The organism is Microbispora sp. H10949, assembly GCF_014161435.1.
Taxonomy (GTDB): domain Bacteria; phylum Actinomycetota; class Actinomycetes; order Streptosporangiales; family Streptosporangiaceae; genus Microbispora; species Microbispora triticiradicis.
The window spans coordinates 265555-292222 of sequence record NZ_JABBWZ010000008.1; the positions used below are offsets into that span (position 1 = coordinate 265555).

Annotated in this window: 12 protein-coding genes; 7 read left to right on the forward strand and 5 right to left on the reverse strand. The window is 72.3% G+C overall.

What is annotated here, in order from left to right; genetic code table 11:
• The first annotated feature begins 22 nt into the window (after positions 1 to 22).
• The 4 genes from HHX40_RS22450 (at position 23) to HHX40_RS22465 (ending at position 16747) form a co-directional block, all read left to right on the forward strand.
• On the forward strand, positions 23 to 6106 hold the full coding sequence (locus tag HHX40_RS22450; RefSeq protein WP_182882183.1) for a type I polyketide synthase: 6084 nt from the start codon (positions 23 to 25) through the stop codon (positions 6104 to 6106).
• 42 nt (positions 6107 to 6148) lie between these two features.
• Complete coding sequence (locus tag HHX40_RS22455; RefSeq protein WP_182882184.1) at positions 6149 to 15085, forward strand: non-ribosomal peptide synthetase/type I polyketide synthase; 8937 nt, start codon at positions 6149 to 6151, stop codon at positions 15083 to 15085.
• A 69-nt stretch (positions 15086 to 15154) separates the two neighbouring features.
• The gene (locus HHX40_RS22460) at positions 15155 to 15598 is read left to right on the forward strand and encodes an SRPBCC family protein (RefSeq protein ID WP_182882185.1); all 444 of its coding nucleotides are present in this window, start codon (positions 15155 to 15157) and stop codon (positions 15596 to 15598) included.
• A 288-nt stretch (positions 15599 to 15886) separates the two neighbouring features.
• A complete protein-coding gene (locus tag HHX40_RS22465; protein ID WP_182882186.1) occupies positions 15887 to 16747 on the forward strand; it encodes a helix-turn-helix domain-containing protein in 861 nt (286 codons plus the stop codon).
• A 39-nt stretch (positions 16748 to 16786) separates the two neighbouring features.
• Here the strand turns inward: HHX40_RS22465 and HHX40_RS22470 are convergent, their stop codons facing one another.
• Positions 16787 to 17896: an aldo/keto reductase gene (locus tag HHX40_RS22470; RefSeq protein WP_182882187.1), complete on the reverse strand. Its 1110-nt coding sequence runs from the start codon at positions 17894 to 17896 to the stop codon at positions 16787 to 16789.
• Positions 17897 to 18001: 105 nt separating this feature from the next.
• On the opposite strand from HHX40_RS22470, the gene HHX40_RS22475 reads away from it, so the two are divergent.
• Together HHX40_RS22475 and HHX40_RS22480 are read left to right on the forward strand one after the other, a co-directional pair.
• Positions 18002 to 18625: a TetR/AcrR family transcriptional regulator gene (locus HHX40_RS22475; RefSeq protein WP_165900780.1), complete on the forward strand. Its 624-nt coding sequence runs from the start codon at positions 18002 to 18004 to the stop codon at positions 18623 to 18625.
• Between the two features lie 178 nt (positions 18626 to 18803).
• Complete coding sequence (locus tag HHX40_RS22480) at positions 18804 to 20429, forward strand: ABC-F family ATP-binding cassette domain-containing protein (protein ID WP_182882188.1); 1626 nt, start codon at positions 18804 to 18806, stop codon at positions 20427 to 20429.
• 47 nt (positions 20430 to 20476) lie between these two features.
• Here the strand turns inward: HHX40_RS22480 and HHX40_RS22485 are convergent, their stop codons facing one another.
• Positions 20477 to 21073 (reverse strand): XRE family transcriptional regulator, encoded by a 597-nt coding sequence (locus HHX40_RS22485; RefSeq protein ID WP_182882189.1) that lies wholly within the window; start codon positions 21071 to 21073, stop codon positions 20477 to 20479.
• A 101-nt stretch (positions 21074 to 21174) separates the two neighbouring features.
• On the opposite strand from HHX40_RS22485, the gene HHX40_RS22490 reads away from it, so the two are divergent.
• A complete protein-coding gene (locus HHX40_RS22490; RefSeq protein ID WP_182882190.1) occupies positions 21175 to 22788 on the forward strand; it encodes an MFS transporter in 1614 nt (537 codons plus the stop codon).
• 175 nt (positions 22789 to 22963) lie between these two features.
• On the opposite strand, the gene HHX40_RS22495 is transcribed toward HHX40_RS22490, so the two are convergent.
• From HHX40_RS22495 to HHX40_RS22505, 3 genes are all read right to left on the reverse strand, one after another.
• Complete coding sequence (locus tag HHX40_RS22495) at positions 22964 to 25126, reverse strand: vWA domain-containing protein (protein ID WP_259403866.1); 2163 nt, start codon at positions 25124 to 25126, stop codon at positions 22964 to 22966.
• A 602-nt stretch (positions 25127 to 25728) separates the two neighbouring features.
• Positions 25729 to 26232, reverse strand: coding sequence for a hypothetical protein (locus HHX40_RS22500; RefSeq protein WP_182882192.1), 504 nt, complete (start codon positions 26230 to 26232; stop codon positions 25729 to 25731).
• Between the two features lie 148 nt (positions 26233 to 26380).
• Positions 26381 to 26602 carry a hypothetical protein gene (locus tag HHX40_RS22505; protein ID WP_182882193.1) on the reverse strand — a complete coding sequence of 74 codons (222 nt, stop codon included), beginning with the start codon at positions 26600 to 26602 and terminating at the stop codon, positions 26381 to 26383.
• Positions 26603 to 26668: the final 66 nt, after the last annotated feature.

The window sequence follows — 26668 nt, forward strand, 5'->3', positions numbered from 1 at the left end:
AGCCGTTCGGAAGGCGCCATCCATGACCAACCAGGACAACCGCGTTCTCGACGCCCTGAGGACCTCGCTGAAGGAGACCGAACGGCTGCGGCGTCAGGTGGCCGCGTCCCGGGAGCCGGTCGCCGTCGTCGCGATGAGCTGCCGCTACCCGGGCGGCGTCACCAGCCCCGAGGACCTCTGGCGGATGGTGTCCGCCGGCGAGGACGCGATCGGCGGGTTCCCGGACGACCGCGGCTGGGACCTGGCGAACCTGTTCGACGACGACCCGGACAGTCACGGGCACAGCTACGCCCGTGAGGGCGGGTTCCTGGACGGCGTCGCCGGGTTCGACCCCGAGTTCTTCGGCATCTCGCCCCGGGAGGCGCTCACACTGGACACCCAGCAGCGGCTGCTGCTGGAGACCTCCTGGGAGCTGTTCGAGCGGGCCGGGATCGACCCGGCGTCGGTCCGGGGCAGCCAGACCGGCGTCTTCACCGGCGTCATGTACAACGACTACGCCGTCCGGGTGCGGCCCGTGCCCAAGGAGGTGGAGGGGCACCTGGGCAACGGCAGCGCCGGCAGCCTCGCGTCCGGCAGGGTGGCCTACACCTTCGGTCTGGAGGGGCCCGCCATCACCCTGGACACCGCCTGCTCCTCCTCGCTCGTGGCGATCCACCTCGCGGTCCAGGCGCTGCGCCGGGGAGAGTGCGCGATGGCGCTCGCGGGCGGCGTGACGGTGATGTCGACCCCCGTCCTCTTCGTGGAGTACAGCAGGCAGCGCGCGCTCGCGCCGGACGGGCGCAGCAAGCCCTTCAGCGACGACGCCGACGGCACCTCGGGGGCCGAGGGCGTGGGGCTGGTGCTGCTGGAACGGCTGTCGGACGCCCGGCGCAACGGCCACCGGGTGCTCGCGGTGATCAGGGGCACCGCCCTGAACCAGGACGGCGCGTCCAACGGCCTCACCGCGCCGAACGGCCTGGCGCAGCAGCGGTTGATCCGCGCGGCGCTGGCGGACGCCGGGCTGGCGCCGTCGGACGTGGACATGGTGGAGGCGCACGGGACGGGCACCCGTCTCGGCGACCCCATCGAGGCCCAGGCCCTGATGGCGACGTACGGGCAGGACCGCGAGCGCCCGCTGTTCCTCGGCTCGGTGAAGTCGAACATCGGCCACACCCAGGCCGCCGCGGGCGTCGCCGGTGTGATCAAGACGGTGGAGGCGATCCGGCACGGCGTGCTGCCCAGGACCCTCCACGTCCGTACGCCCAGCTCGCGGGTGGACTGGTCGGCGGGTGCGGTGTCGCTGCTGACCGAGCCGGTCGAGTGGCCGGGGACCGACCGGCCGAGGCGCGGGGCGGTGTCGTCGTTCGGCATCAGCGGCACCAACGCCCACGTCATCCTGGAGCAGGCCGACGAGCAGCCGGCCGAGCACCCGGTCGGGCAGCGCGGTGAGCGGCCGGACAGGAGGCGTGGCGAGCAGATCGGCGAGTCGTCCGGGGAGGCACTCGGGGAGACCTTCCGGGAGGCGCTCACCGTGACCGGGCCGGAGACGCCGGAGATGTTCGCCTGGCCCGTCACCGCGCACGACGAGCGCGCCCTGCGCGGGCAGGCCGACCGGCTGCGCGCCTTCCTGGCGGCGTCGGACGCGTCCGCCGCCGACGTCGGGTGGTCCCTGGCGACCACCCGGTCGGCGCTGGAGCACCGCGCGGTGGTGCTCGGGCCGGATCGCGCCGGAATGGCCGACGGCCTCGCGGCACTGGCGGAGGGCAGGCAGGCCCCCGGCGTCGTACGCGGCCGGGTGGCCGAGGGCGGCGTGGTCTTCGTGTTCCCGGGTCAGGGGCAGCAGTGGGCGGGGATGGCGGCGGGTCTGCTGGCGGAGTCGCCGGTGTTTTCGGCGCGGGTGGAGGAGTGTGTGGCGGCGTTCGAGCCGTTGGTGGATTTCCCGTTGGGGGAGGTGCTGCGTAGCGGTCCCGGTAGTGGTCCCGGTGGGGGTGCGGGGGTGCTGTTGGAGCGGGACGAGGTGGTGCAGGCGGCGTTGTTCTCGGTGATGGTGTCGCTGGCGGAGGTGTGGCGGTCGGTGGGGGTGGTGCCGTCGGCGGTGGTGGGCCATTCGCAGGGGGAGATCGCGGCGGCGTGTGTGGCGGGGGCGTTGAGTTTGGAGGATGCGGCGCGGTTGGTGGTGGCGCGGGGTGGTCCGATCCGTCGGGTGCTGGCGGGTCGTGGGGGGATGGTGTCGGTGGGGTGCTCGGCGGGGGAGGCCGAGGCGTTGGTGGGGCGGTGGGGTGGTCGGTTGGTGGTGGCTGCGGTGAACGGGCCGCGGTCGTGTGCGGTGTCGGGGGAGTTGGCGGCGCTGGGGGAGCTTGCGGCGTGGTGTGAGGGGTCGGGGGTGCGGGTGTCGCGGGTGGCGATCGAGTATGCGTCGCATTCGCCGCAGGTGGAGGCGGTGCGGGAGGACTTGGCCGACGCTTTGGCCTTTGTGGAGCCGCGTGCGTGCGGGGTGGGGGTGTATTCGACGGTGACCGGGGGGCTGGTCGGGGGGGAGGAGTTGGGTGGGGGGTATTGGTTTGAGAATTTGCGGCGGCCGGTGGATTTCGCGGGTGCGGTGGGGTCGTTGCTGGGTGATGGTTACCGGTTGTTCGTGGAGTGTGGGGCGCATCCGGTGCTGGGGTTGGGGTTGCGGGGGGTTGTCGAGGAGGCGGGTGTCGAGGCGGGGGTGGTCGGCTCGATCCGGCGGGGCGACGGCGGCTTCGCCCGGTTCCTGACCTCGGCGGCGGAGGCCTACACCCACGGCGCCACCGTCGACTGGCCCGCCCTCTACGCCGGGACCACGGCCAGACGCGTCTCCCTGCCCACCTATCCCTTCCAGCACGGCAGGTACTGGGTCGACGCTCCCGCCCGGCGGGAAGGGGACGCCGCGGGGCTCGGCCTGTCCGAGCCCGGCCACCCGCTGCTCGACGCCGCCGTCGACCTCGCGGGCGACGGGGGCGACGCGGGTGACGGGGGCGAGGTGTTCGTCGGGCGTGTCTCACCCGCCCTTCACGACTGGATCCCCGACCACGCGGTGGCCGGCACGGTCCTGTTGCCGGGCACGGCGCTGGTCGAACTGGCCGCGCACGCGGCGGCCCGCGCCGGGCTCGGCGGCGTCGAGGAACTGACCCTGCACGCGCCCGTCGTCGTCCCCGCCGAAGGCGACCTGACCGTGCAGATGATCGTGGGACCCGACGACGGCACGGGCCGGCGGTCCCTGACCCTGCACTCGCGGCCCGCCGGCGACGAGACCGGTGACGCCGCCGCCGACGGGCCGTGGACCCGGCACGCTGAAGGCGCCCTGCTGGCCGGCGCGCCCGGCGACCCGGACGCGCCGGAGTGGGACGACCTGCGGGGCTCCTGGCCTCCGCCGGGCTCCTCGGCGGTCGACGTCACCAGGGTGTACGACCGTCTGGACGAAGGCGGGTTCCACTACGGCCCGGCCTTCCAGGGGCTGCGCGGCGTGTGGCGGCGCGGCGAGGTGCTGTTCGCCGAGGTGGCGCTGCCCGAGGCCGCCCAGGCCGCCCCGCAGGGGTACGGCGTCCACCCCGCGCTGTTCGACGCCGCGCTGCACGCGATGGCGGCCGGCCAGGCGGCGACTGGGGAACAGGCCGGGGAACTGCGGGTGCCGTTCGCCTGGCACGGCGTCGCGGTGCACGCCGCCGGGTCCGGCACCCTGCGGGTCCGTTTCTCCCGTACGGGTGACCAGAGCGTGGCGATCCTCGCCGCCGACGAGACCGGCGCGCCCGTCCTGACCGTCGAGTCCCTGGTGACCCGCCCGATCACGGCCGAACAGCTGCAGGCGGCGCGGGCCCCTCACCGCGACTCGCTCTTCCGCCTCGACTGGCCGGCCCTCCAGCCGCTGCCCGCCCAGCGCGTACGGGCGGAGCGGTGCGCGGTGCTCGGCGGCGAACCCGCCCCCTGGGCGGCGCACCACTACCCGCACCCGGCGACGCCGTCCGGCCCACCGGCCGCCGCCTCGGCCCGGGTGGCAGCCGACGGAGCAAGCAGTGCGGCAGACACACCGGGAGATTCGCCGGCCGAATCGGTGACGGACGCATCGGCTGAACCGTCTGCCGGCATACCGGGTGACGCGCTGGGCACCGCGCCGGTCGCCAAGTCGGCCGACGCTCTGGCGGATGCTCGGACCGGCTCAGCGGCCGGTGGGCTGGCGGGCGCACTCGATGGATTGCCGGAGTCCGGTGCTTCCGTGCCGGAGTACGTCGTGGTGCGGCTTCCCGAGCCCGCTCCGGGTGCTCCCGGGGGCGTCGCCGGAGCGGTCCGGTCGTCCGTCGGCGAGGTGCTCGCCCTGGTCCGGCGCTGGCTGGCCGACGAGCGGTTCGCCGCCTCCCGGCTGGTCATCCTGACCCGTAACGCGGTGGCGCCGGAGGGCGGCGGCCTCCCGGACCTGGCCGCCGCGTCGGTCTGGGGCCTGATCCGGTCGGCCCAGTCCGAGCACCCCGGCAGGCTGACGCTGGTGGACACGGACGGGACGGCCCGGTCCGCCGACGCGCTGCCCACCGCGCTGGCGTCCGGCGAGCCACAGGTTGTGATCCGGGAGGGCGTGATCCGGGTGGGCCGGCTCGTCCGGGCCGACATCCGGCCGGGCGGACGGTCAGATGCCCAGGCCGGCGTCCGGGCCGATGTTCAAGCCGGCGTCCGGTCGGACGCGGCGGCGGGGCGGCCGGCCGGGCCCGCCGAGGGAACCGTACTGATCACCGGAGGTCTCGGCACGCTGGGCGGCCTGCTGGCCCGGCACCTGGTCACCGCGCGGGGAGCGAGGCGGCTCCTGCTGCTGGGCCGCAGGGGTGGCGACACGCCGGGCGCGGATCGGCTCGTCGAGGAGCTGACCGAGCTCGGGGCGAGCGTGACCGTGGCCCGGTGCGACGCGGCCGACCGCGCGGCGCTCGCCGACGTGCTGGCCGGCATCCCCGCCGAGCACCCGCTCACGACGGTGATCCACGCGGCGGGCCGCACCGACGACTGCGTCGTCTCGGCGCTGACGCCGGAGCGCCTGAACCGGGTGCTGCGGCCCAAGGTCGACGCGGTGGTCAACCTGCACGAGCTGACCCTCGGCCACGAGCTGCACGAATTCGTCTCGTTCTCGTCGGTGTCCGGCGTTCTCGGCGGGGCCGGGCAGGCGAACTACGCCGCCGCCAACGCCTTCCTCGACGCCTTCGCCGAATATCGCCGGGGCCTCGGCCTGCCGGGGCTGTCCCTCGCCTGGGGCCAGTGGGCGCAGCCCAGCGGCATGACCGGCGCGCTGGACGAGACCGAGCTCAGGCGGCTCGCCGCCGCGGGAGTCGTGGCGATGTCGTCGGAGGAGGCCCTGGCGCTGTTCGACACCGCGAGCACAGCCGCGGGCACAGCCGGAAGCGCCTGCCTGGTGCCGGCCCGCGTCGACTTCCCGGCGCTGCGCTCCATCGCGCGGGCGGGTCAGCTGCCGCCCGTCCTGCGTTCGCTCGTGCGTACGCCTGTCCGGGAGCCGAGGCAGGCACAGGGCACCCGGGGACAGGGCACCCGGGAACAGGGCGCGCCCGACTCCGCGTCCTGGCGCCGCGAGCTGGCCGCTCTGCCCGAGGCGGACCGGCCGGGCAGGCTCGTCGACCTGATCCGCGTCAAGGCGGCCCTGGTGCTGGGCCACCCCGAGTCCGCCGCCGGGGCGATCGACGCCGACGGCGCGTTCAAGGAGCTCGGCTTCGACTCGCTCACGGTCGTCGAGCTGCGCAACCGGCTGGCCGAGGTGACCGGCCTGCGCCTGCCGGCGACCCTGGTCTTCGACTACCCGACCCCCGCCGCGCTCGCGGCGCACCTGCTGTCCGAACTGGCGCTGGACGCGACTTCGGACACGGGCACGGGCACCGCCGCCGGCACGACGCCGGACGGCAGCGGCGAGGACGCGGTGAACGCCGCCGTCGAACACCTGCGCCAGGTGGTGGCCGCGCACCCGCTGGACGACACCGCACGCGGACACCTGGCGACCCGGCTGGGCGGTCTGCTGCGCGAATGGGCCGCCCCGCCCGCGGAACCGGCCGCCCGGCTGGAGTCCGCGAGCCCGGACGAGCTCTTCGCCCTGCTCGACCAGCAGTTCAACGGCCGCTGACGTACGGCGCCCGCCCACACGAACTCACGGAGGGTACACGCAGTGGTGGACACATCTTCCGCCTCGGTCGTCGAGGCGCTGAGGACCTCTCTGCTGGAGAACGAACGGCTTCGGATGCGCAACCGGCAGCTCGCCGCGGCGTCCCGGGAGCCGCTGGCGGTGGTCGGGATGGCGTGCAGGCTGCCCGGCGGCGTCCGCACCCCGGCGGACCTGTGGCGCCTGGTCACCGACGGCGAGGACGCCATCGGGCGGTTCCCCGAGGACCGCGGCTGGGACATGGAGACGCTCTATCATCCCGATCCGGACCACCCGGGCAGCTCGTACGTCCGGGAGGGCGGGTTCCTCTACGACGCGGCGGACTTCGACGCGGCCTTCTTCGGCATCTCGCCCCGTGAGGCCCTGGCGACCGACCCCCAGCAGCGGTTGCTGCTGGAGTGTTCCTGGGAGGCGCTGGAGAACGCCGGAATCGACCCGAAGTCGCTCGCGGGCAGCCGCTCCGGCGTTTTCATGGGGCTGATGTACCACGACTACGTGGGCAACACGAGCTCCGGCAGTATGGTCTCGGGCCGGATCTCCTACACCTTCGGGCTTGAGGGCCCGGCGATGACCGTGGACACCGCGTGCTCGTCGTCGCTGGTGGCCCTGCACTCGGCCATGACGGCGCTGCGCCAGGGGGAGTGCTCGCTGGCCCTGGTCGGCGGCGCCACGGTGATGGCCGGCTCCTTCTCCTTCGTCCAGTTCTCGCAGCAGCGGGTGGCCGCCCCCGACGGCCGGTGCAAGCCCTTCTCGGCGGCGGCGGACGGCTCCGGCTGGTCCGAGGGTGCCGTCGTGGTCGCGGTGGAGCGGCTCGCCGACGCCCAGCGGCTGGGGCACCAGGTCCTCGCGGTGCTGCGCGGCTCGGCGGTCAACCAGGACGGCGCGAGCAGCCGCCTCACCGCCCCCAACGGCCCGTCGCAGCAGCGGCTGATCCACCAGGCGCTGGAGAACGCGGGGCTGTCCGCCGCCGAGATCGACGTCGTGGAGGCGCACGGCACCGGCACCAGGCTGGGCGACCCGATCGAGGCGCAGGCGCTGCTCGCGACGTACGGCCAGGAACGGCCGGCGGACCGGCCCCTGCTGCTCGGCGCGCTGAAGTCCAACATCGGCCACACCCAGGCCGCGGCCGGCGTGGCCGGCCTGATCAAGGTGGTGCTGGCGCTGCGGCACGGCCTGGTGCCGGGCACCCTGCACGTGGACGCGCCCACCCCGCAGGTCGACTGGACGACCGGGGCCGTGGAGCTCGTGACCGAGACCCGGCCGTGGCCGCGCACCGGCCGCCCGCGCCGGGCCGCGGTGTCGTCGTTCGGCCTGAGCGGGACCAACGCGCACATCATCGTGGAGGAGCCGCCCGAGCCGGCCGCCGCGGACGAGCCCGTCCCCGTGCCGGACGGGCCGCTGCCCTGGGTGGTGTCGGGCCGGTCCGCCGCCGCGCTGCGGGCGCAGGCGGCCACGCTTGCGGCGTTCGCGGAGTCCCGCCCGGACGTCCGGCCGTACGACGTGGGCCGGGCCCTGACCACGCGGTCGGCCTTCGAGCACCGGGCCGTCGTGGTCGGACGCGGCCGTGAGGAGTTCCTCGACGGCCTGGCGGCGGTGGCCGCCGGCGCCGACGCCGCCGGAGTGGTGCGGGGTGCGGCACGTGCTACCGGCCGCACCGTATTCGTGTTCCCGGGACACGGCTCCCACTGGGCGGGGATGGGCGCCGGCCTGCTGGACACCGAGCCCGCCTTCACGGCGGAGATGACCGCCTGCGACGCGGCGCTGCGCGAACACGTCGAATGGTCGCTGCTCGACCTGCTGCGCGGCGCTCCGGGGGCGCCGGCGCTGGAGGGAGAGGACGTCGTCCAGCCCGTGGTCTTCGCCGTCATGGTGTCGCTCGCCGCGGTGTGGCGCTCCTACGGCGTCGAACCGGCCGCGGTGCTCGGGCACAGCCAGGGCGAGATCGCCGCCGCGTACGTCGCGGGCGCCCTCAGTCTGGAGGACGCGGTGCGCGTCGTGGTGCTGCGCAGCCGCGCGATCGCCCGGAGTATGACCGGGCGCGGCGCGATGGCGGTGGTGTCGGCCGCCGGCGACGTGGTCCGCGACCTCCTCGGGCCCTGGGAGGGCCGGCTGGTCGTCGCCGCCGTCAACGGCCCGGCGTCCACCGTCGTGTCCGGGGACGGCGACGCCGTCGGCGAACTGCTCGCCCGCTGCGAGGCCGACGGGCTGCGCGCCCGCCGGACGTCGGTCACCTACGCCTCCCACTCGCCGCAGATGGACGCGCTCAGGGACGAGCTGCTCGCGGACCTCGCCCCCGTACGACCGAGGCGGTCCGCCGTCCCGCTGTTCTCGACCCTGACCGGAGACTGGGCCGACACCGCGCGGATGGACGCCGGCTACTGGTTCCGCGCCCTGCGGGAGCAGGTCCTGTTCGCCCCCGCCGTCGAGACGCTCGCGGCGCAGGGCTTCGACTGCTTCCTTGAGATCAGCGCGCACTCGGTCCTGGTGCCCGACCTGCAGCAGGCGCTGGAAACCGGCGGCCGGCCGTTCTGCGTGGCCGGGACGCTGCGCCGCGGCCACGGCGACCGGAGCCAGCTGCTCGCGTCTCTGGGCGCGGCGTACTGCGGCGGAGTCGCGGTCGACTGGCGGGTGGCCTTCCCCCAGGAACCCGGGGGAGCAGGGGGAGCCGCCGACCTGCCGACGTACGCCTTCCAGCGCCGGCGGTTCTGGCTGAACACCGGCACGCCGGGCGGCCCGTCGGGGGAGAGCGAGCTGCTCGCGGCGCTGCCGTACGACGAGGACGACCACGACGACGTCCGCGAACGGCTGCTGTCCACGACGGGCGACAAGCGGGAGCGGGTCGCGCTCGAACTGGTCGTCGGCGCGATCGCCGGCGTGCTCGGGCACCACTCGACCGAGGAGATCCCTGCCGACGCCGACCTCCTGCGCCTGGGCTTCGACTCGCTGACCGCCCTGGAGCTGCGCAACCGGCTGAACCGGGCGACCGGGCTGGTCCTGCCGGTGAGCATGGCGTTCGACCACCCCACCCCGGTCGCCCTCGCCCGGTTCGTCCTCGCCGAGCTCGCCGCCACCACGGGAGCCGCCGGGGCGGAGGACGGCCCCGGCCTGCTGCGGATCGCGGCCGACCGCCGCCGGGGAGCAGTGGCGGACAAACCGATCCCGCTGTCGTACGCGCAGCAGCGCCTGTGGTCGCTGGAGCAGCTCGTGCCGGACAGCGCGGCGTACAACCTGACGCTGTCGGTCGGGGTGAGCGGGGAGCTGCTGCCGGAGGCGATGGAGAAGGCCGTCAACGAGGTCGTCAGGCGGCACGAGATCCTGCGCACCCGGTTCCCCAGCCCCGGCGGGAAGGCCCGGCAGGAGATCCTGCCGGAGCTGACGATCAGCGTGCCGCTCGTCGACCTGACGGCGTCCGCGGATCCGGAGGCGGAGTACGCGCGGATCGCCGGCGAGGTGGCGCGGCGGCCCTACGACCTCGCCGAGGCGCCGCTGCTGCGGGTGACGCTGTTCCGGTTCGGGCCGCTCGACCACCGGATGCTGCTCGGCATGCACCACATCGTGGCCGACGTGTGGTCGGGCGGGGTGTTCGGGACGGAGCTGACCGCCGCCTACGAGGCCTACGTGAGCGGCCGCGACCCGGAGCTGCCGGAGCTCGCGGTGCAGTACGCCGACTACGCCCTCTGGGAGCGCGAGCGCTTCGCGGGCGAGGGGCTGGCCGCCCGGCTGGAGAGCTGGCGGCGGGCGCTCGGCGGTGATCCCACCGGAGTCGAGCTGCTGCCCGACCGGCCCCGGCCGGCCGCCCAGCGCTTCCGCGGCGGCAGCATGAGCTTCGAGCTCGGCGCGGAGCTGACCGGCAGACTGCGGTCGCTCAGCGGCGAGCGCGGCGTCACCCTCTTCACGACCATGCTGGCCGCGCTCAAGGCCACGCTCTACCGGTACGCCGGCGACACCGGGAACACGGGCGACGTGGTGATCGGGACCGCGATGGCCAACCGGAACGACGACGCGGTGCAGGAGCTCATCGGGTTCTTCGTCAACATGGTCGTGCTCAAGACCCACGTCGGCGACGACCCCACCGTCGCGGAGCTGGTCGACCGGGTCGGCGAGACGGTCAGGCACGGCTACGACCACCAGGACGTCCCGTACGACGCGGTGGTCGCCGAGCTCGCCCCGAACCGGGGACTCACCGCGAACGCGCTGTTCCAGGTCGTCTTCGACATGAAGCGGCACCGGGCCGGCGCGGGGCGGGACGACCTGGCGGACATCGTCGAGGTGCACAACGACACCAGCAAGTTCGACCTGGAGGTGTCGGTGACCGAGATGTCCGACACGCTGCTGGTCGACGCCGAGTACAACAGCGAGATCTTCGACCACGACACGATCGAGCGGTTCCTCGCGGGCTACCAGGTGCTCCTGGACGAGTTCGCCGACCGGCTCGACCGGCGGGTGTCCGAACTGCCCGTGCTGCCGGCCTCGGCCGAGCGGGAGATCCTCCTCGACTGGAACGACACCGAGCGCGTCTACCCCGGCGAGCGCGTCCGGTGCCTGCACACGCTGATCGAGGAGACCGCCGACGAGCGGCCGGACGCGATCGCGCTGACCTTCGAGGGCGAGCACCTCACCTACGCCGAACTCGACCGCCGCGCGAACCGGGTGGCGCACCGGCTGCGGAGCATGGGAGTGCGCCCCGACCAGCCGGTCGGCATCTGCGCCGAGCGCTCCCTGGAGATGGTGGTCGGCCTGCTGGCGATCCTCAAGGCGGGCGGCGCGTACGTGCCGATCGACCCGACGTACCCGCGCGAGCGCGTGGCCTTCATGCTCGCCGACGCGGAACCGGCGATCCTGCTCACGCAGCAGCGGCTGGTGGACGGCCTGCCGGAGCACGGCGCGGTGGTGGTCCCACTCGATCGGGCCGGGGAGTTCGACGCCGAGCCCGGCTCCCGTCCGGAGAACATCGCGGGGCTGGACGACCTGGCGTACATGATCTACACGTCGGGCTCCACCGGGCGGCCCAAGGCCGCCATGATCACACATCGCGGGGTGGTCAACCGGCTGCACTGGCAGCAGGACTACTTCCGGCTCACCCCCGACGACCTGGTCCTGCAGAAGACCCCGTTCAGCTTCGACGTGTCGGTATGGGAGTTCTTCTGGCCTCTCATGATCGGCGCGCGGATGGTGATCGCCCGCCCCGAGGGACACAAGGACCCCGAATACCTCGCCGACACGATCCGGGAGCACGGGATCACCACGCTGCACTTCGTGCCCTCGATGCTGCGGATCTTCCTCCAGCACCCCGGCATCGAGGACTGCCGGTCCGTCACCCGGGTCATCGCCAGCGGCGAGGCGCTGCCCCTCGCCTCGATCCGCTCCCTGTACGAACGCCTGCCCGCCGCGACCCTGTACAACCTGTGGGGGGCCACCGAGTGCTCGGTGGACAGCACCTGCTGGGAGTGCCCGCGCGACCCTGAGACGTCCGTGGTGTCGATCGGCACGCCGATCGCCAACACCCAGGTGTACGTCCTCGACCGGAACATGCGGCCGGTGCCGTTCGGCACGCCCGGCGAGGCGTACATCGGCGGCGTCGGGGTGGGGCGCGGCTACTACCGCAGGCCCGAGCTGACCGAGCAGCGTTTCCTGCCGGACCCCTTCGGCTCCGAGCCCGGCGCCCGGCTCTACCGCACCGGCGACCTCGCGAGGTTCCGGCCCGACGGGACGATGGAGTTCCTCGGCCGCACCGACTTCCAGGTGAAGGTGCGGGGGATGCGCATCGAGCCGGGGGAGATCGAGGCGGCCCTGGCCGAGCATCCCGCCGTGCGCGACGTCCTGGTCGTGGCCCGCGACCTCCCGCACGACGCCGAGAGCAAGCAGCTCGTCGCGTACGTGGTCCCCGAGGACGGCTTCGAAGACGGCACGGTCGACTCCGCCGCGCCGTCGGCCGTGGCGGCCTGGCGGGACCTGTTCGACCAGAGCTACCAGCGGGAGGCCGCCGGCGCGGCCGACTTCAACACCATCGGCTGGGACAGCAGCTACACCAGCGAGCGGCTGCCGGACGACGAGATGCGCGTCTGGCGCGACTCAACGGTGGAGCGCATCCTGGCCCTGCGGCCCCGGCGCGTGCTGGAGATCGGCTGCGGCACCGGCATGCTGCTCGCCCGGATCGCCCCGCACACGACTGCGTACTGGGCGACGGACCTGTCCGGCAAGGCCCTCGACTACGTGCGGGAGCGCCTGGTGCCCGATCTGCCGGACACGGTGGACGTCCGGCTGTTCGAACGGGAGGCCCAGGACTTCACCGGCCTGGACGGCGAGCGCTTCGACGCCGTGGTGATCAACTCGGTCGTCCAGTACTTCGACAGCCCGGGACACCTCCGGGAGGTGGTCGACAGGGCGCTGGCGTGCCTGCGGCCCGGCGGCGCGCTCTTCCTCGGCGACCTGCGCAGCCTGCCGATGCTCCCGGCCCTCCACGCGGAGATGGAGCTGGCGCGGACCGAGCCGGGGCTCACGGCCGGACGCCTGCGCGAGCGCATCCGCCGGCGGGGGGCGTACGAGCGTGAGCTGCTGCTCGCGCCGGAGTACTTCAGCGCGCTCCGCGAGGAGGTCCCGGCCATCAGCCGCGTGGAGATGATGCTCAAGCGCGGCGACCACCACAACGAGCTGACCCGGTACCGCTACGACGTCGCCGTCCACGTCGGAGAGCCGGCCGGCGCCCAGCCGCCTCCGGAGACCGTCCCCTGGACGTCGGTGGACGAGGTCCGCGGGCTGCTCACCGGCCGCCGGCCGGACGTGCTGCGGGTCGACGGCGTGCCCAACGCCCGGGTCGCCTCGGTCAACGCCCTCCTCGCCGCGATGGACGGCGCGCCGGCGGACACCCCCGTCGACCGGCTGCCCCGTACGGAGGACCCCTCCGGGGTCGAGCCCGAGGTCTGGTGGCGGCTGGGCGAGGAGCTCGGCTACGAGGTGAACGTCGCGTGGATGGGCGGAGCGGCCGACGGCTCCTACCGGGTGACGCTGCACCGCCCGGAGGCCGGTCATCTCGTCGACTGGACGGACCCGGGCGAACCGGGGCGTCCGGCCGGGCAGTACGTGAACAACCCGCGGCTCGCCGCGCTCAGCCGCTGGCTGAGCGGCGAGGCCGGGAGCTTCCTGCGGGAGAAGGTGCCGGACTTCATGGTGCCCTCGGCAGTCGTCGCCATCTCCGAGTTCCCGGTCAGCGCCAACGGAAAGCTCGATCGTGACGCGCTGCCGCCGCCGGAGCTGGGCGTCGAGCCGGAGCAGGGCGTCGTCGCCCCCCGCACCGAGACGGAGCGGCGGATCGCGGACATCTGGAAGGAGGTGCTCGGGGTTCACGAGGTGAGCGTCGACCGGGGCTTCTTCGCGATGGGCGGCGACTCGCTGCTCGGCATCCAGATGGTCAGCCGGGCCAAGGCCATCGGCCTGGCGCTCAGCCCGCAGGACGTCTTCCAGAGCCACACCATCGCCGACCTGGCGGCCCTGGCCGAGTCACGCGGCCGGGTGGACGTCGCGAGCGCCGGCCAGCGGGACCAGCGGGTGCTGGAGCGGGCGCGGTCGCGCCACCCCGGCGCCGAGGACGCCTACCCGGTGACCGGCATGCAGCGGTACATGCTCGACCGGATCCGGCAGCGTCCGGGATCCGGCGTCTACGTCACCCAGCAGTCCTTCCGCCTCTCCGGCCAGGACTTCGACCCGGTCGCGCTGGAGCGGGCCTGGCAGCACACCGTCGACCGGTTCCCCAACCTGCGCTCGGCCTACGTGCAGGACGAGGCCGGCGAGTGGGTCCAGGTCGTTCAGCGGGACGTGCGGCTGCGGATCGAGACGCACGACCTCCGGGGCCTGCGGCCCGTCGAGCAGGAGCGGCGGCGGCACGCCCACCTCGAGGCGGCGCGGCGCCGCGGGTTCACCGGCCCGCCGCCGCAGGTGCGGCTGCTCCTGTTCCGGATCGAGGACGACGTCTACGACTACGACCACTTCTTCTGCATGGCCGCCCAGGACGGCTGGAGCTACCAGATCATGATGCCGGTCCTCCTCGCCGCCTACGAGGCGTACCGGGCGGGCGGCGAGCCGGTGGACGAGCCCTTCACCTCGACGTACGGCGACTTCTGCGTCGAGCAGAGCCGTCGGGACATGACGGAGGCGGAGGCGTTCTGGCGGCGTGAGCTCGGGGCCCTGCCGTCCGCGGGGCCGTCCGGGGTGCCTTCCATCACCCTGCCGGCCGCGGAACGGCCGGCCGACCACGTGACGCCGCTGCTGCAGGAGAGCGTGACGGTCCCGCCGGAGGTGGCGAACGGGCTCCTGGAACTGTCCAGGGCACACGGCTTCAGCATCAACAGCGTGCTGCACGGCGCGTGGGCCGTCATGCTCAGCGCCATCACCGGCTCGCGGGACGTGGTGTGCGGCGCGGTCTTCTCCGGGCGGGGCAGCACGTCGGTCGAGGTGGACCGGGCGACCGGGCTGGTGTTCAACATCCTCCCCCTGGTGGCCAGGGTGGACCCCGACGCGCCGATGTTGCCGTGGCTGGCGGAGATGCAGGAGAAGATCTCCGCGATCACCGACCACGAGTACGTGCCGCCCGCGGCCCTGTACGGGATCACCGGCGCGCCCACCGGGGAACCGCTCTTCGAGAGCTACCTCGTCAGCGAGAACCTGCCGAAGCTGACCGAGAACCTGCTGCGGTTCATGTCGGTCCTCGGGGCGATGCCGGCCCAGGTCCTGGCCCAGACGGACCACCCGCTCCGGGTCGAGAGCGCGATCTCGGGGGACTTCATGCAGATCTCCCTCAACCACCTGTCCGGCTACTTCCCCGAGGGCGCCCCCGCCCGCTGGCTCGCGGCGTACGTACGGATTCTGGCGGCCGTCGCCGCGGACCCGGGGGGCCGCATCGGGGATTACCTCCCCGGCCCGTCCGCGGTCCGGACCGGCGGCAATTGATCTCAGAAATCGGCGGGCGATCCGCGGGGTCGCCCGCCGGGCGCGCAGGACGAAACGGAGGCTTCACCCATGAGCGTGGTGACCGGATCAATCATCATCGACGCCGACCCGGAGGCGGTCCTCGCCATACTGCTGGACCTCGCCGACTACCCCTCCTGGCAGCCCGGCGTCGAGCGGGTCGACATCGAGGACACCGACGAGCGGGGACGTCCCCGGCAGGCCACCTGGCACGCCAAGGCCATGGGGCTGCGGGCGACGCATTCCCTTCGTTATGAGTATCCGGCGGACGGCTCTTTCGAATACCACCTCGTCGGCAGCGAGGTGATGACCCGGTTCGATTTCAGTTGCACCGTCACGGGGGACGGCGGGGGAAAGAGCGAGGTGAGCGTCTCGCAGGAATTGGGCATCAAATGGGCGATGCCGGAGGCCATTCTGAACAAGAATGCGCGGAAGGGGATCGGCAAAATGCTGGACGCGCTCAAGCGGAAGGCGGAGCAGGACCACCCCCGGTGATTTGACGGCTCCGAGTCCCCCCGCCGGTACGGCGTTCCCGCCCTGCCGGCGGTCGGGCCTCGCGAGTTCCCCCGCCGCAATGGCCGGTATTTAAAACGGTCCAATGCGGGACGGCCGCGCCCGGGCCGCGCCGCTCCAATTCCCGACAGTCGCAATTGACTCCTACAAGATCGGCTGTGTACTGTTGGGGAAACGCGAGTTTTCCAGTTGATGTGTGAAATCTCAACTAAAACTCTGCGCGGGGAGTTTCTGGCTGTGGATCAGCACCGGGGGAAAGGTGGCTGTGGAATGGGGTTACTTGACGACTTGGAGAGCCATAACGAGCTCGCGGCGCTGCTGCGAGCACTGCGAGAGGAAGCCTGCCTGACTCAGGAGGAGCTGGCGGAGCGGTCGGGGGTCAGTGTCCGCGCGATCTCCGACCTGGAACGGGGGCGGACGAAGAGACCTCACCGCAAGTCGGTGAGCCTCCTGGCGGAGGCCCTGATGCTAGAGGCCGACGCGTCGGAGAGGTTCCGGCAGGTGGCCCGGCGGCAGGCCGCCGGCGCTCCGGCCACGCCTGCGCGCCCGCACATCGCCGTCGGGACCCCTCCCGTCGGGGAGTGCCCGCCGAAGGGTGTGTCACAGCCCGCCACGGCAGAGCTGATCGAGTGGATGTACCAGGTCCTGGTCGAGCAGCCGACCCGCCAGCGCGGCCGGGACGAAGTGGGGTCGTCCGGGCCGAGGGTGGTGCAGCTCGTCGGCGGCTCGGGCGTCGACAAGGCCGCGGTCATCGTGCAGGCGTCGGCCCGTTTCCGGAAGTACTTCCCGGACGGCCAGTTCTACGTCAACGCCGAGGGGGGCGCGCGCGGGCCGGCCGGGCTGGTCAGCTCCCTCTCCCGGGTGTTCGGCGTCGGCAGCCGGCATCCCGGCACCCTGGTGGATCAGACCATGACGCTCCAGGCCATGTTCCGCTCGCGCCGGGCCCTGGTGGTCCTGGACAACGTGGCGGACGCGGCGGAGGTGCGCCCCCTGCTCGCGACCGACGGCAACTGCGCGGTGATCGTGATCGCGCAGAACAGGCTCGATCTCTTCGAGGGCGTCTGGACGGTCGGCTTCTGCCCGCGCGACCGTTCGGGCGACACGCAGCCCGTCCTGCTCAGGACGGGCTGATCCGGCCGGCGTCATCCGGGGTCCGGCGGGCGGCGTGTGTCAGGCGTCGCCGCCGGGCGTCCAGTTCCGTACGGCCGGGGCGTACCCGGCCGGCTTGTCCCCGACCTTGACGCCGGGGCTGACCAGCCAGCCCTGGTAGCCCGGCGTAAACATCTGGTAGACCGACGGGGGCGGCACGGAACTCGCCTCGTCGAGGCTCGCGCGCAGCTCGGCCGGCAGTTCGAAGCCGAGGGCGGCCACGTTGGCGTCAAGCTGCGCGGCACTGCTCGCGCCGACGATGGCCGCCGCGATCCCGGGCTGGGTGGCGACCCAGTTGAGCGCCACCTGGGCCATCGTCACGCCGAGTTTCCCGGCGACCTCTTCGAGTGTCGCGAGAATCCGCCACTCCCGGTCGGTCCAGGAGCGCCCGGGTGTGCCGTTGCCGCCGAGCCTGCCCTCCCCGGCCAGGCCGCGGTCCGCGGGCCGGTACTTCCCGGTCAGGAAGCCGCCGCCGAGCGGGCTCCACGCGGTGATGCCGAGACCGAGGCTCTGGCCCATGGCGACGTGCTCCAACTCGATCGTCCGGTCGACGAGCGAGTAGGGGAGCTGCAGGCCGACCATCGGCGCCAGGGCGTGCGCCTCGGCCAGGGTCTGCGCTCGCGCCGCGTACCAGCCGGGCACGTCGGACAGGCCCGCGTACCGGATCTTCCCGGCCCTGGTGAGGTCGTCGAAGGTCCGCAGGACCTCCTCGACGGGCGTGACGCGGTCCCAGGTGTGTAGCAGGAACAGGTCGATGTAGTCGGTGCGCAGGCGGCGCAGCGACGCCTCGACCGCTCTGATCATGTGCTTGCGGCCGTTGCCGCCCGCGTTCGGGTCTCCGGGGTCGACGCTGTTGGTGAACTTGGTGGTGAGCACCACCCGGTCGCGCGCCCCGGCCTCGGCGATGAGGGCGCCGAGGATGGTCTCGCTCTCCCCGGCCGTGTAGAAGTCGGCGGTGTCGACGAAGTTCCCGCCCGCTTCGAGATAGCTGCGGAAGATCGGGCGGGCCTCGTCCTCGGTCCTGCCGTACGCGGCGTGGAAGCCGCCGGTGCCGAAGTTCATCGTGCCCAGGGCGAGCCGGCTGACCCGCAGCCCGGAACGGCCGAGCAGGTAGTAGTGGTCGAGAGACATGGGGAACCCCTTCGTTCGGAAGGACGGCGAGTGTCGGACCGCGCGGTTCCGTCAGCTTGCGCGAGATAAAATGGACCAGCAAGTCCAAAATTCCAGGGAGGCATCATGCGCACGCTGACCCGCAAGGGGGCCGCGACCCGGCAGCGCATCCTGGAGGGCGCGGCGGCGCTCATCCGTGAGCACGGCGTGGCCGACACCACCCTGGACGACGTGCTGGCCGGCACGGCGACGAGCAAGAGCCAGCTCTTCCACTACTTCCCGGGCGGCCGGGAGGAGCTGCTGCTGGCGGTGGCCCGGCTGGAGGCCGACCGGGTGCTGGAGGACCAGCGGCCCCAGCTCGGCGACCTCACCTCCTGGCCCGCCTGGCAGGCGTGGCGGGACAAGGTCGTCGACCGTTATCGGCGGCAGGGCCGCCTGTGCCCGCTCAACTCCGTCACCTCCCACCTCGGCAGCCGTACGCCCGGCGCCCAGGCGGTCGTCACCGAGCTGATGCGGAGCTGGCAGGCCGAGATCGCGGCGGGCGTACGGCACATGCGGGACGCCGGGGAGATCGGGCCGGACGTGGACCCGGACCGCGCGGCGGCCGCGCTGCTGGCGGGCATCCAGGGCGGCGTGCTGATCCAGATGTCCACCGGCGAGACCACCCATCTGGAGGCCGCCCTGGACATGGGCCTCGCCCACCTCCGCGCAGGCCGGGCTCGGCCTGGTAGGGTGGCAGACGGTTTGTGATCGGAAGAGGAGACCAGACGTGGCAGGTGACGACGACATCTCCGGGTGATACCGGAGGGTGACGGCCCCGGCAGGCGTGTGACTGACCGCTGTCGGCGTGGCCTCATGTCGTCGTTTCTCCAATTCCCGTCTCACCGGGCTTCTCCGCACGCCCGGGTCACACACCGAGGTCTCTCCAATGTCTGACGCGTTCATCGTCTGCTCCGGCCTGTCCTTCTCCTGGCCCGACGGCACGCCCGTCTTCACCGGCCTGTCCTGCACCGTCGGCGGCGGCCGTACCGGGCTCGTCGCCCCCAACGGCGCCGGCAAGAGCACGCTGCTCAAGCTGATCGCCGGCGAGCACCGGCCGACCGCCGGGGGCGTCGCCGTCGAGGGCGAGGTCGGCTACCTGCCGCAGAACCTGCCGTTCACCGCCGGCCTGACCGTGGCCGAAGTGCTCGGCATCGCCCCGGTGATCGCCGCCCTGGACGCCATCGAGTCGGGCGACGCGAGCGAGGAGCACTTCACCGCGATCGGCAACGACTGGGACATCGAGGAGCGCACCCGCGCCCAGCTCGACCGGCTCGGCCTCGGCGACCTCGCCTTCGACCGCACGCTGGGCACGCTGAGCGGCGGCCAGGTCGTCTCGCTCGGCCTGGCGGCCCAGCTTCTCCGGCGGCCCGACGTGCTGCTGCTCGACGAGCCGACCAACAACCTCGACCTCGCGGCGCGGCGCAGGCTCTACGACGTGCTCGGCGACTGGACCGGCTGCCTGCTCGTGGTCAGCCATGACCGGGCCCTGCTCGACCGCATGGACCGCATCGCCGAACTGGAGCAGGGCGAGATCCGCTTCTTCGGCGGCAACTTCACCGCGTACGAGGCGGCCGTACGGGCGGAACAGGAGGCCGCCGAGCGGACCGTGCGCAGCGCCGAGCAGGAGCTCAAACGGGAGAAGCGGGAGATGCAGCAGGCCCGCGAGCGCGCCGAGCGACGGGCGGGCAACGCCGCCCGCAACCTCAAGAGCGCCGGCCTGCCGCGCATCGTCGCCGGCAACATGAAGCGCGGCGCGCAGGAGGCGGCCGGGCGGGCGGGCCAGATGCACGCCGCCCGCGTCGGCGACGCCAGGGCCAGGCTCGACGAGGCCGAGCGGGCGCTGCGCGACGACCAGCGGATCACACTGGAGTTGCCGGGCACGAACGTGCCCGCCGGGCGCACGGTCTTCCACGGCGAAGGACTGCGGGCCCGCGACCTGTTCGCCGGACCGGGTCTCGACCTGACCATCCGCGGTCCCGAGCGCATCGCGCTGACCGGTCCCAACGGCGCGGGCAAGTCCACCCTGCTGCGTATCGTCGGCGGCGACCTGGCACCTGACGGCGGCACGCTGCGGCGGGCCGACGGCCGGGTCGCCTACCTGTCGCAGCGGCTCGACCTGCTCGACCTCGACCGCACGGTCGCGGAGAACCTGGCGGCCTACGCCCCCGGCATGCCTCCGGCGGAGCGGATGAACCTGCTGGCCCGCTTCCTGTTCCGGGGGGCGCGGGCCCACCTGCCGGTGGGCGTGCTGTCGGGCGGCGAACGGCTGCGCGCCACGCTGGCCTGCGTGCTGCGCGCCGAGCCGGCCCCTCAGCTTCTGCTGCTCGACGAGCCGACCAACAACCTCGACCTGGTGAGCGTGGCACAGCTGGAGAGCGCGCTCACCGCCTACGAGGGGGCGTTCGTGGTGGTCAGCCACGACGAGCGGTTCCTCGCCGAGATCGGGATCGAGCGGTGGCTGGAGCTCTCCGGCGGCCACCTCCGCGAAACCCGCGGCCCCGCCCCCGCCTGACCCTCCGGGGGCGCGGTTCTGGCACAGCCGAGGTGGCTGCGGCGAGTTCAGTCGCAGCTGCCGGGGGTGTCGCGATCACCGCCGTCGTCGCGCTGGTGGCCGCGGCGCGCGTCGCGGTCGAAGATCCCGATGATCTCACATGGGCCGCCTTCGGCGCCGATGGCGTGCGGAATCATCGTGGGGAACTCGGCGGCCTGGTTGGTCTCCACACGCAGGCGCCGGTGGCCCAGCATGAGGACCGCGGTGCCGGAGAGTACGACCAGCCATTCCCGGCCGGGGTGGGCGCGCATGCGGGAGGGGTTGTCGGGCGGTGGCTCGGTCATGCGCTGGCGCACGACGCTGATGCCGGGGTCGCCCTTCACCGGCCAGCGCATCAGGCCGTGGGCGCCGTCGATCATCGGGCTGATGACGACGTCGTCGGCGGCGGTCTCGACGAGCTGGTCGAGGGTGGTGTCCAGGGCGCGGGCGAGGGTGACGAGCTGGTCCAGGGCGAGGCGACGCTGACCGTTCTCGATGCGGCTCAGTGAGGACTGGCTGAGATGGGCCCGGGTGGCCAGTTCTTCCAGGGACCAGCCCTGCGCCACCCGCAGGGCGCGGAGGCGTTTGCGTACGAGGCTGTCCAGGTCCCCACTTTCTTGCTCCATGCGCAACATCCTATGCCTACTCAGCAATGGCGGCCTAGGGTCCTGCGCAGCGGGCTCCCAAGCTACCCGGGGCCACGCATCAGGAAGTGAGAGAGGACCACATGAGCACGAACCAGCCCGCACAGGTGGCGGCCGCTGACGGAGACGGCGGAGCCGCACTGGATGCGCGTCGGCTGCGCGCCGTTCTGATCGCCGTCTCCATCGCGCTGATGGCCGTCATCGCGTCGGTATCCGGACTCAACGTCGCCCAGACGCACCTGGCCGTCGAGTTCGGCGCCTCGCAGAACACCATCTTGTGGATCATCAACATCTACACTCTGGCCCTGGCCGCGCTGCTGCTGCCGCTCGGCGCGATCGGTGACCGGCTGGGCCGCAAGCCCATGCTGGTCGCCGGTCTGAGTGTCTTCGGCATCGCGGGCGTCGCGGCGGGCCTGGCTCCGACGGCCGAGGTGATGCTCGCCGCGCGCGCGGCGAGCGGAATCGGCGCCGCGATGGTCATGCCCATCACTCTCGCCGTCATCACCTCCACCTTCCCCGAGGAGGAACGCGGCACGGCGATCGGTGTGTGGACCGGCGTCGCCGGAGGTGGCGGCGTCCTGGGCATGTTCCTCTCCGCGCTCCTGGTCGACGTCGCCGACTGGCGCTGGCTGTTCGCCCTGCCCGTGGTCCTGGTCGTCGTGGCCCTGGCCATGACGCTGAAGTCGGTCCCCAACTCCCGTGAGAGGTCCGCCCACAGCTTCGACTCCGTCGGCGCACTGGTGTCCATGGTCGCGGTCGCCGGGCTCATCTTCGCCCTGCAGGAGGGTCCCGAGCGTGGTTGGACCGCGCCCGCGACTCTGGTCGGCCTCGCCGCCGGTCTCGTCGCCGCCGTCGGCTTCGTGGCCTGGGAACTACGCCGCCGGGACGCCTCGCTGCTGGACGTGCGCCTGTTCCGTGAGCGTGGTCTGGCCGGTGGCTCGATCACACTGCTGGTGGTCTTCGGCGTCCAGGCGGGCATAGCCGTGGTCCTCTTCCCGTTCCTCCAGGCCGTCCTCGGCTGGTCGGGGCTGCTGTCCACGCTGGCTCTGATGCCCATGGCCGTGACGATGATGGCGAGCTCCGGTCTCGCCCCCAAGCTGGCCGTACGCATCGGCTCCCGTCCGACCATGGCCGCGGGCGTCGCGCTGGGCGGCGCCGGACTCGCTCTCATGGCCGTCTTCGTCTCCGCCGACGGGGGATACCTGACCATCCTGCCCGGCATGCTCGCCATGGGCATCGGGATGGGCTTGTCGATGACGCCCTCCACCGAGGCCATCACCGGCTCCCTGCCGCGCGAGAAGCAGGGCGTCGCCTCCGCACTCAACGACGTCACCCGCGAATTCGGGACCGCCCTCGGCGTCGCCCTGCTCGGCGCGCTGCTGTCCGCCGGCTACCGCGGCGCCATCGACGACAGGCTGGACGGGATCCCGCCGGAGGCCGCGAGGACGGCCCGGGAAGGCATCGCCAACGCCGTCGAGGTGGCCGGCGGCGCCGGCTCGTACGCGCGGGACCTGCTCCACGCCGCCCAGCAGTCCTTCGTCGACGGCTGGCAGCAGGCCATGTGGGCAGGCGTCGCCGTCATGGGTGCTCTGTTCGTCTACGTCACCCTGCGCGGCCCGAAGAACCCCGCCTCCACGACGGCCGGAAACACCGGGACCACCGGGCCCGTCACCGAACCGCAGTCGGCCGCCCGGTGATCGGCATCGCGAGTAGCACCCCGCACCCGGCCAGGGCAACGGTCGCGCCGTCAGAGAAGACCGAGTCGTCCGGTTCGACCGATTTGAGGGTCAGGTTCGCCTGAAGCGCGGCCGAGGCCGGGCGGATCCGCGGTGTTCGCCCGGCCTCGGGATCGATCGGTTCAGGTGGGCCGGGTCATGGGCAGTTGCCGATGTCGCTCTCGGAGGAGGCGAGGACGACGTTGGTCCTGGCCAGGCCGAGGGCGTCGACGGTGACGTGGACCGCGTTGACGGTCAGGCCCTTGTCGGGGGTGGAGAACGGGGTCTGCTCGTTGAGGACGAGCTTGACGACGCCGACGTCCACCGCGGTGTTGGGCTGGATAGTGGTGGGTTCTGCGATGACCACCGTGCTGCCGACCTTGAGGAAGGCGATCGTGGTGGTCCCGGCGGATCCGGCGCAGGTGGTGGTGGAGCTGGAGTTGACGGCCTTGACGGTGATCACCGGGATGCCGGTGATCCCGATGGTGGTGTCGTCGATGGAGGCGGTCGCCACGGATCTGCCGGGGAACTCGGTGGTCGCGACCTTGGCGCACAGGGCGTGCGCACTGATCAGTCCGCTGAGGGTGGCCGTGCAGGGCACCGAGGTGGTGCTGGTCGAGGTGGTGGAGATGTGGCCGGTGTCGGGAACGGGGGCGATGTTGACCAGTTGGATGCCGGCCAGGGAGGCGGAGGCGGTCAGGCCGTAGGCCCGTCCGGTCAGCCGCTGCGGCGTGACGGTGACCTGTTCGTCGCTGCACGGTGAGGTGACGGAGTTGTTGTCGGCGTCGCCGCTGTAGGTGGCGGTCCACCGATAGGTGCCGGCCGCGCCGATGGTCACGCTGCCGGATGCGGCGGTGCCGCTGCCGGACAGCGTGCCGGTGCGGGTGGCGATGGGCGTCGCGCAGGCGGTGTCGCCGGGGCCGTACAGCTTGAATGTGACGGTGCCGGTGGGGTGGAACCCGCCGGAGACGGTGGCGGTGTCGGACACGACGCCGCCGGCCGGCACGGACCCCGACGGGGTGGTGGCGATGCCCGGGGTGGCCTTGACGACCACGACCTGTTCGTCGCCGCACGGTGAGGTGGCCGGGTTGTTGGCGTCGTCGCCGCTGTAGGAGGCCACCCAGCGGTAGGTGCCCACCCCGCCCGCGGCGACGTTCCCGGACGCGGCCGTACCGCTGCCCGACACCGTCCCGGTACGCGTCGCGATGGGCGTCGCGCAGGTGGTGTCGCCGGGCCCGAACAACTGGAACGTGACGGTGCCCGTCGGGTGGTACCCGCCGGTCAGCGTCGCGGTGTCGGAGACGTTCCCGCCCGCGGGCGCCTCGCCCGATGGCGTCGTGGCGATCGACGGAGTCGCCTTCGGGACGTGTTCGCTGATCGTTTCGGTGAAGCCCGGTGACAGGACGCCGTTGAGCAGGAAGTCCACCTTGCAGCTGATGGTGCTTCCCGGCACGGCTCCGGCGCCGACGGTGACGACCTCGGTGAAGGTCGCGTCGTCGCCGCTGGTCACCGTCCGGCTGGCCGGAGTCAGGGTGACCGACAGGTTCGGGTCGCAGTCGCGCAACTGGTGGGTGACCGTGACAGGAAGGTTGTGCAGGGCCGCCAGGATGGTGTCGCTGACCTGCGAGGCGTTCAGACCGGAGAACAGCTGTCCACCCGTGGCATCGGTGATCGCGGTCGCCTGCCCGGTCGAGTTCAGCCCGGCCAGGTCGAACGCGAGCACGGTGATGTCGGCTGCCTGCAGGGCGCTGATCGCGTTGGCCAGCGTATGGCCGTTGCTGGGGTCATGGCTGGGGGCGTCCCCGATCAGCAACACGATCCGGGTGCTGTTGGGCCGGAAGCCGACCGCCCCGGACGCGACCTGGAACAGCCCGTTGATGCCGTCCTCGGGGAGGTCGCCGCCGCCCGACGCGACCAGCGAGTTGATACCGCTGGTGACGTCGGCCTGGTCCGCGGTGAGATTCTGCGCCACCCGGAACGACGTCGCGTCCGCCACCACGTCCCTGTACTCGACAACCGCGAACTGTGCGTCCGGCTGCGCCGAAGCGACGTTGGACAAGATGGTGTTCGCATTGGTCCGCACGTTCGAGATGACCCCGCCCATGCTCCCTGTCGTGTCGATCAGGAACGTGATATCCGGCTTGGGCGGGATCGCCGGAGTGGACACAGTCTTGGCGATCGTTGTTGATTCGCCCGGACTCAAACTCAGCGTCACGTTCGCCGGGGTGACCCCGGGCGCGGCGGACGCCGTCCCTGTCCCGGCCACCAGCATCGCACCGGCTACCACCGCGCACACGGCGGCCCGGACTCCTCGCGTCATTCTCACGGTGTCATTCCTTCTGGTGCGGCGTTATGCCGCAACGAATTCGGGATCACTGGCCGTGCAAATCTCTGTGATTGCGCCGCCCGGAACGTCCTCTCCTCATATGTCGGCGCGCGCGGATACCAATCCGCATTGATTGAACTTTTCGGGTGCCAGTCGCTGATCAGCGAGGGAGTGCGGCCACGGTCATATGGTGACCGGTAGGTTAATAGTTGTAAATAGGCCACTTACGGAAAGTTCCCGGCTGGCCACAGTAGGCCACTCCGCGCCGATGGGAGGGTCCATGCTTCCGGCTCTCTGGAGCGCCTGAATCGTGGTTACGGGCATCGCCGAAGAGCCGGCAGGCGGCCGCCAACGGCCATACGTCCCTTTGTTCGGGCGTCGCATGTGGTATTCGGCCTGTCGTTATCGTTGGCGGCGGTCTTCTGGATCGCGGCTCGCAGGGTAGACCGAAAATCGGCGAAGGGGAATCGCACTTCGCGGACGAGCATGCGGCGGCAGCGGCCGCGATTCCCGATCATCGCGTGGTCGGCGGGATCGGGGCATCTCTTCGCCTCCGCGCCGGTCCTGCGATCAGAAGCGCCGGAACCCCGCGTAGCTCAGGCGCGCCAGTCGTCCTGGTAGTCGTCGTGCCAGCTGTACGCGGAGGCCTCCAGCTTCAGCAGGTGCTCCGCCTGGGTGTGCTCCTCGACCGCCAGGTAGAGATCGTCGAGGAGGACGGACTCCAGGAACGCCACGCGCTCCCGCTTCGCTTGCAGGTCCTGCTCGGCCCTCCAGTCACGCACGCCCGTCTCCGCGGCCAGGTCCGTCTGATGCATGCCTTCCTCGATGCGGGCGTTCACGAACGCGATCAGCTCCCCGAACATGGATTCTCCGAGGTTCGCGCGGGTTCGGCGGGCCGCGGCGATGATCTCGCGATAGCGGGCGGCGAGAGCGGGCTCCTCGGTGCCGGCGAGGCGTGTCCATGGGAAGCGAAGGACGATCGCCTCCCCGTCGGCCGGCTCGTCCTCACCCACGAACGCGGCGGCCCGGAGAAGCTCGACCGCGAGCAAGGGGCGGTTGCGGACGATCCCCAAGAGGGTCTCGTGATCAAGTGTTGCCATGGACCGGACATTACAATGAGTGACTATATGATCGCCAAGTGTGGTTGACAACGGTGGGATGGTTTCCTTCTCCCTGGTAGAAGCCTTTACAACCGAGCGGCCTCAAGGTCCCGATCGCAGGCCGGTCGCCCGGCTTGGGTGGCGCGGGTCACTGCCCGTGTCCGCCCTGCCTGGCCTTCCTGCTGCCCCAGCCGGCCAGCGCCGCTCCGGCGACGACGGCCACCGCGTAGCAAGCGAGACGTACGGCGAATCCACCGGGCAGCCATGTGAGCAGTCCGGCGTCTCCATGGTCCGCCAGCAGCCGGATGGCGCCTTGTGCTCCCAGGACCAGCAGCAACATGCCGATGACCAGCACGGTGACGTGTTTCATGCGCGCTTGTCTCCTCTCGGTTCATAGGGGTCCTGGCGAAGGCCCCGGCGCACCCCAACGGTTTGT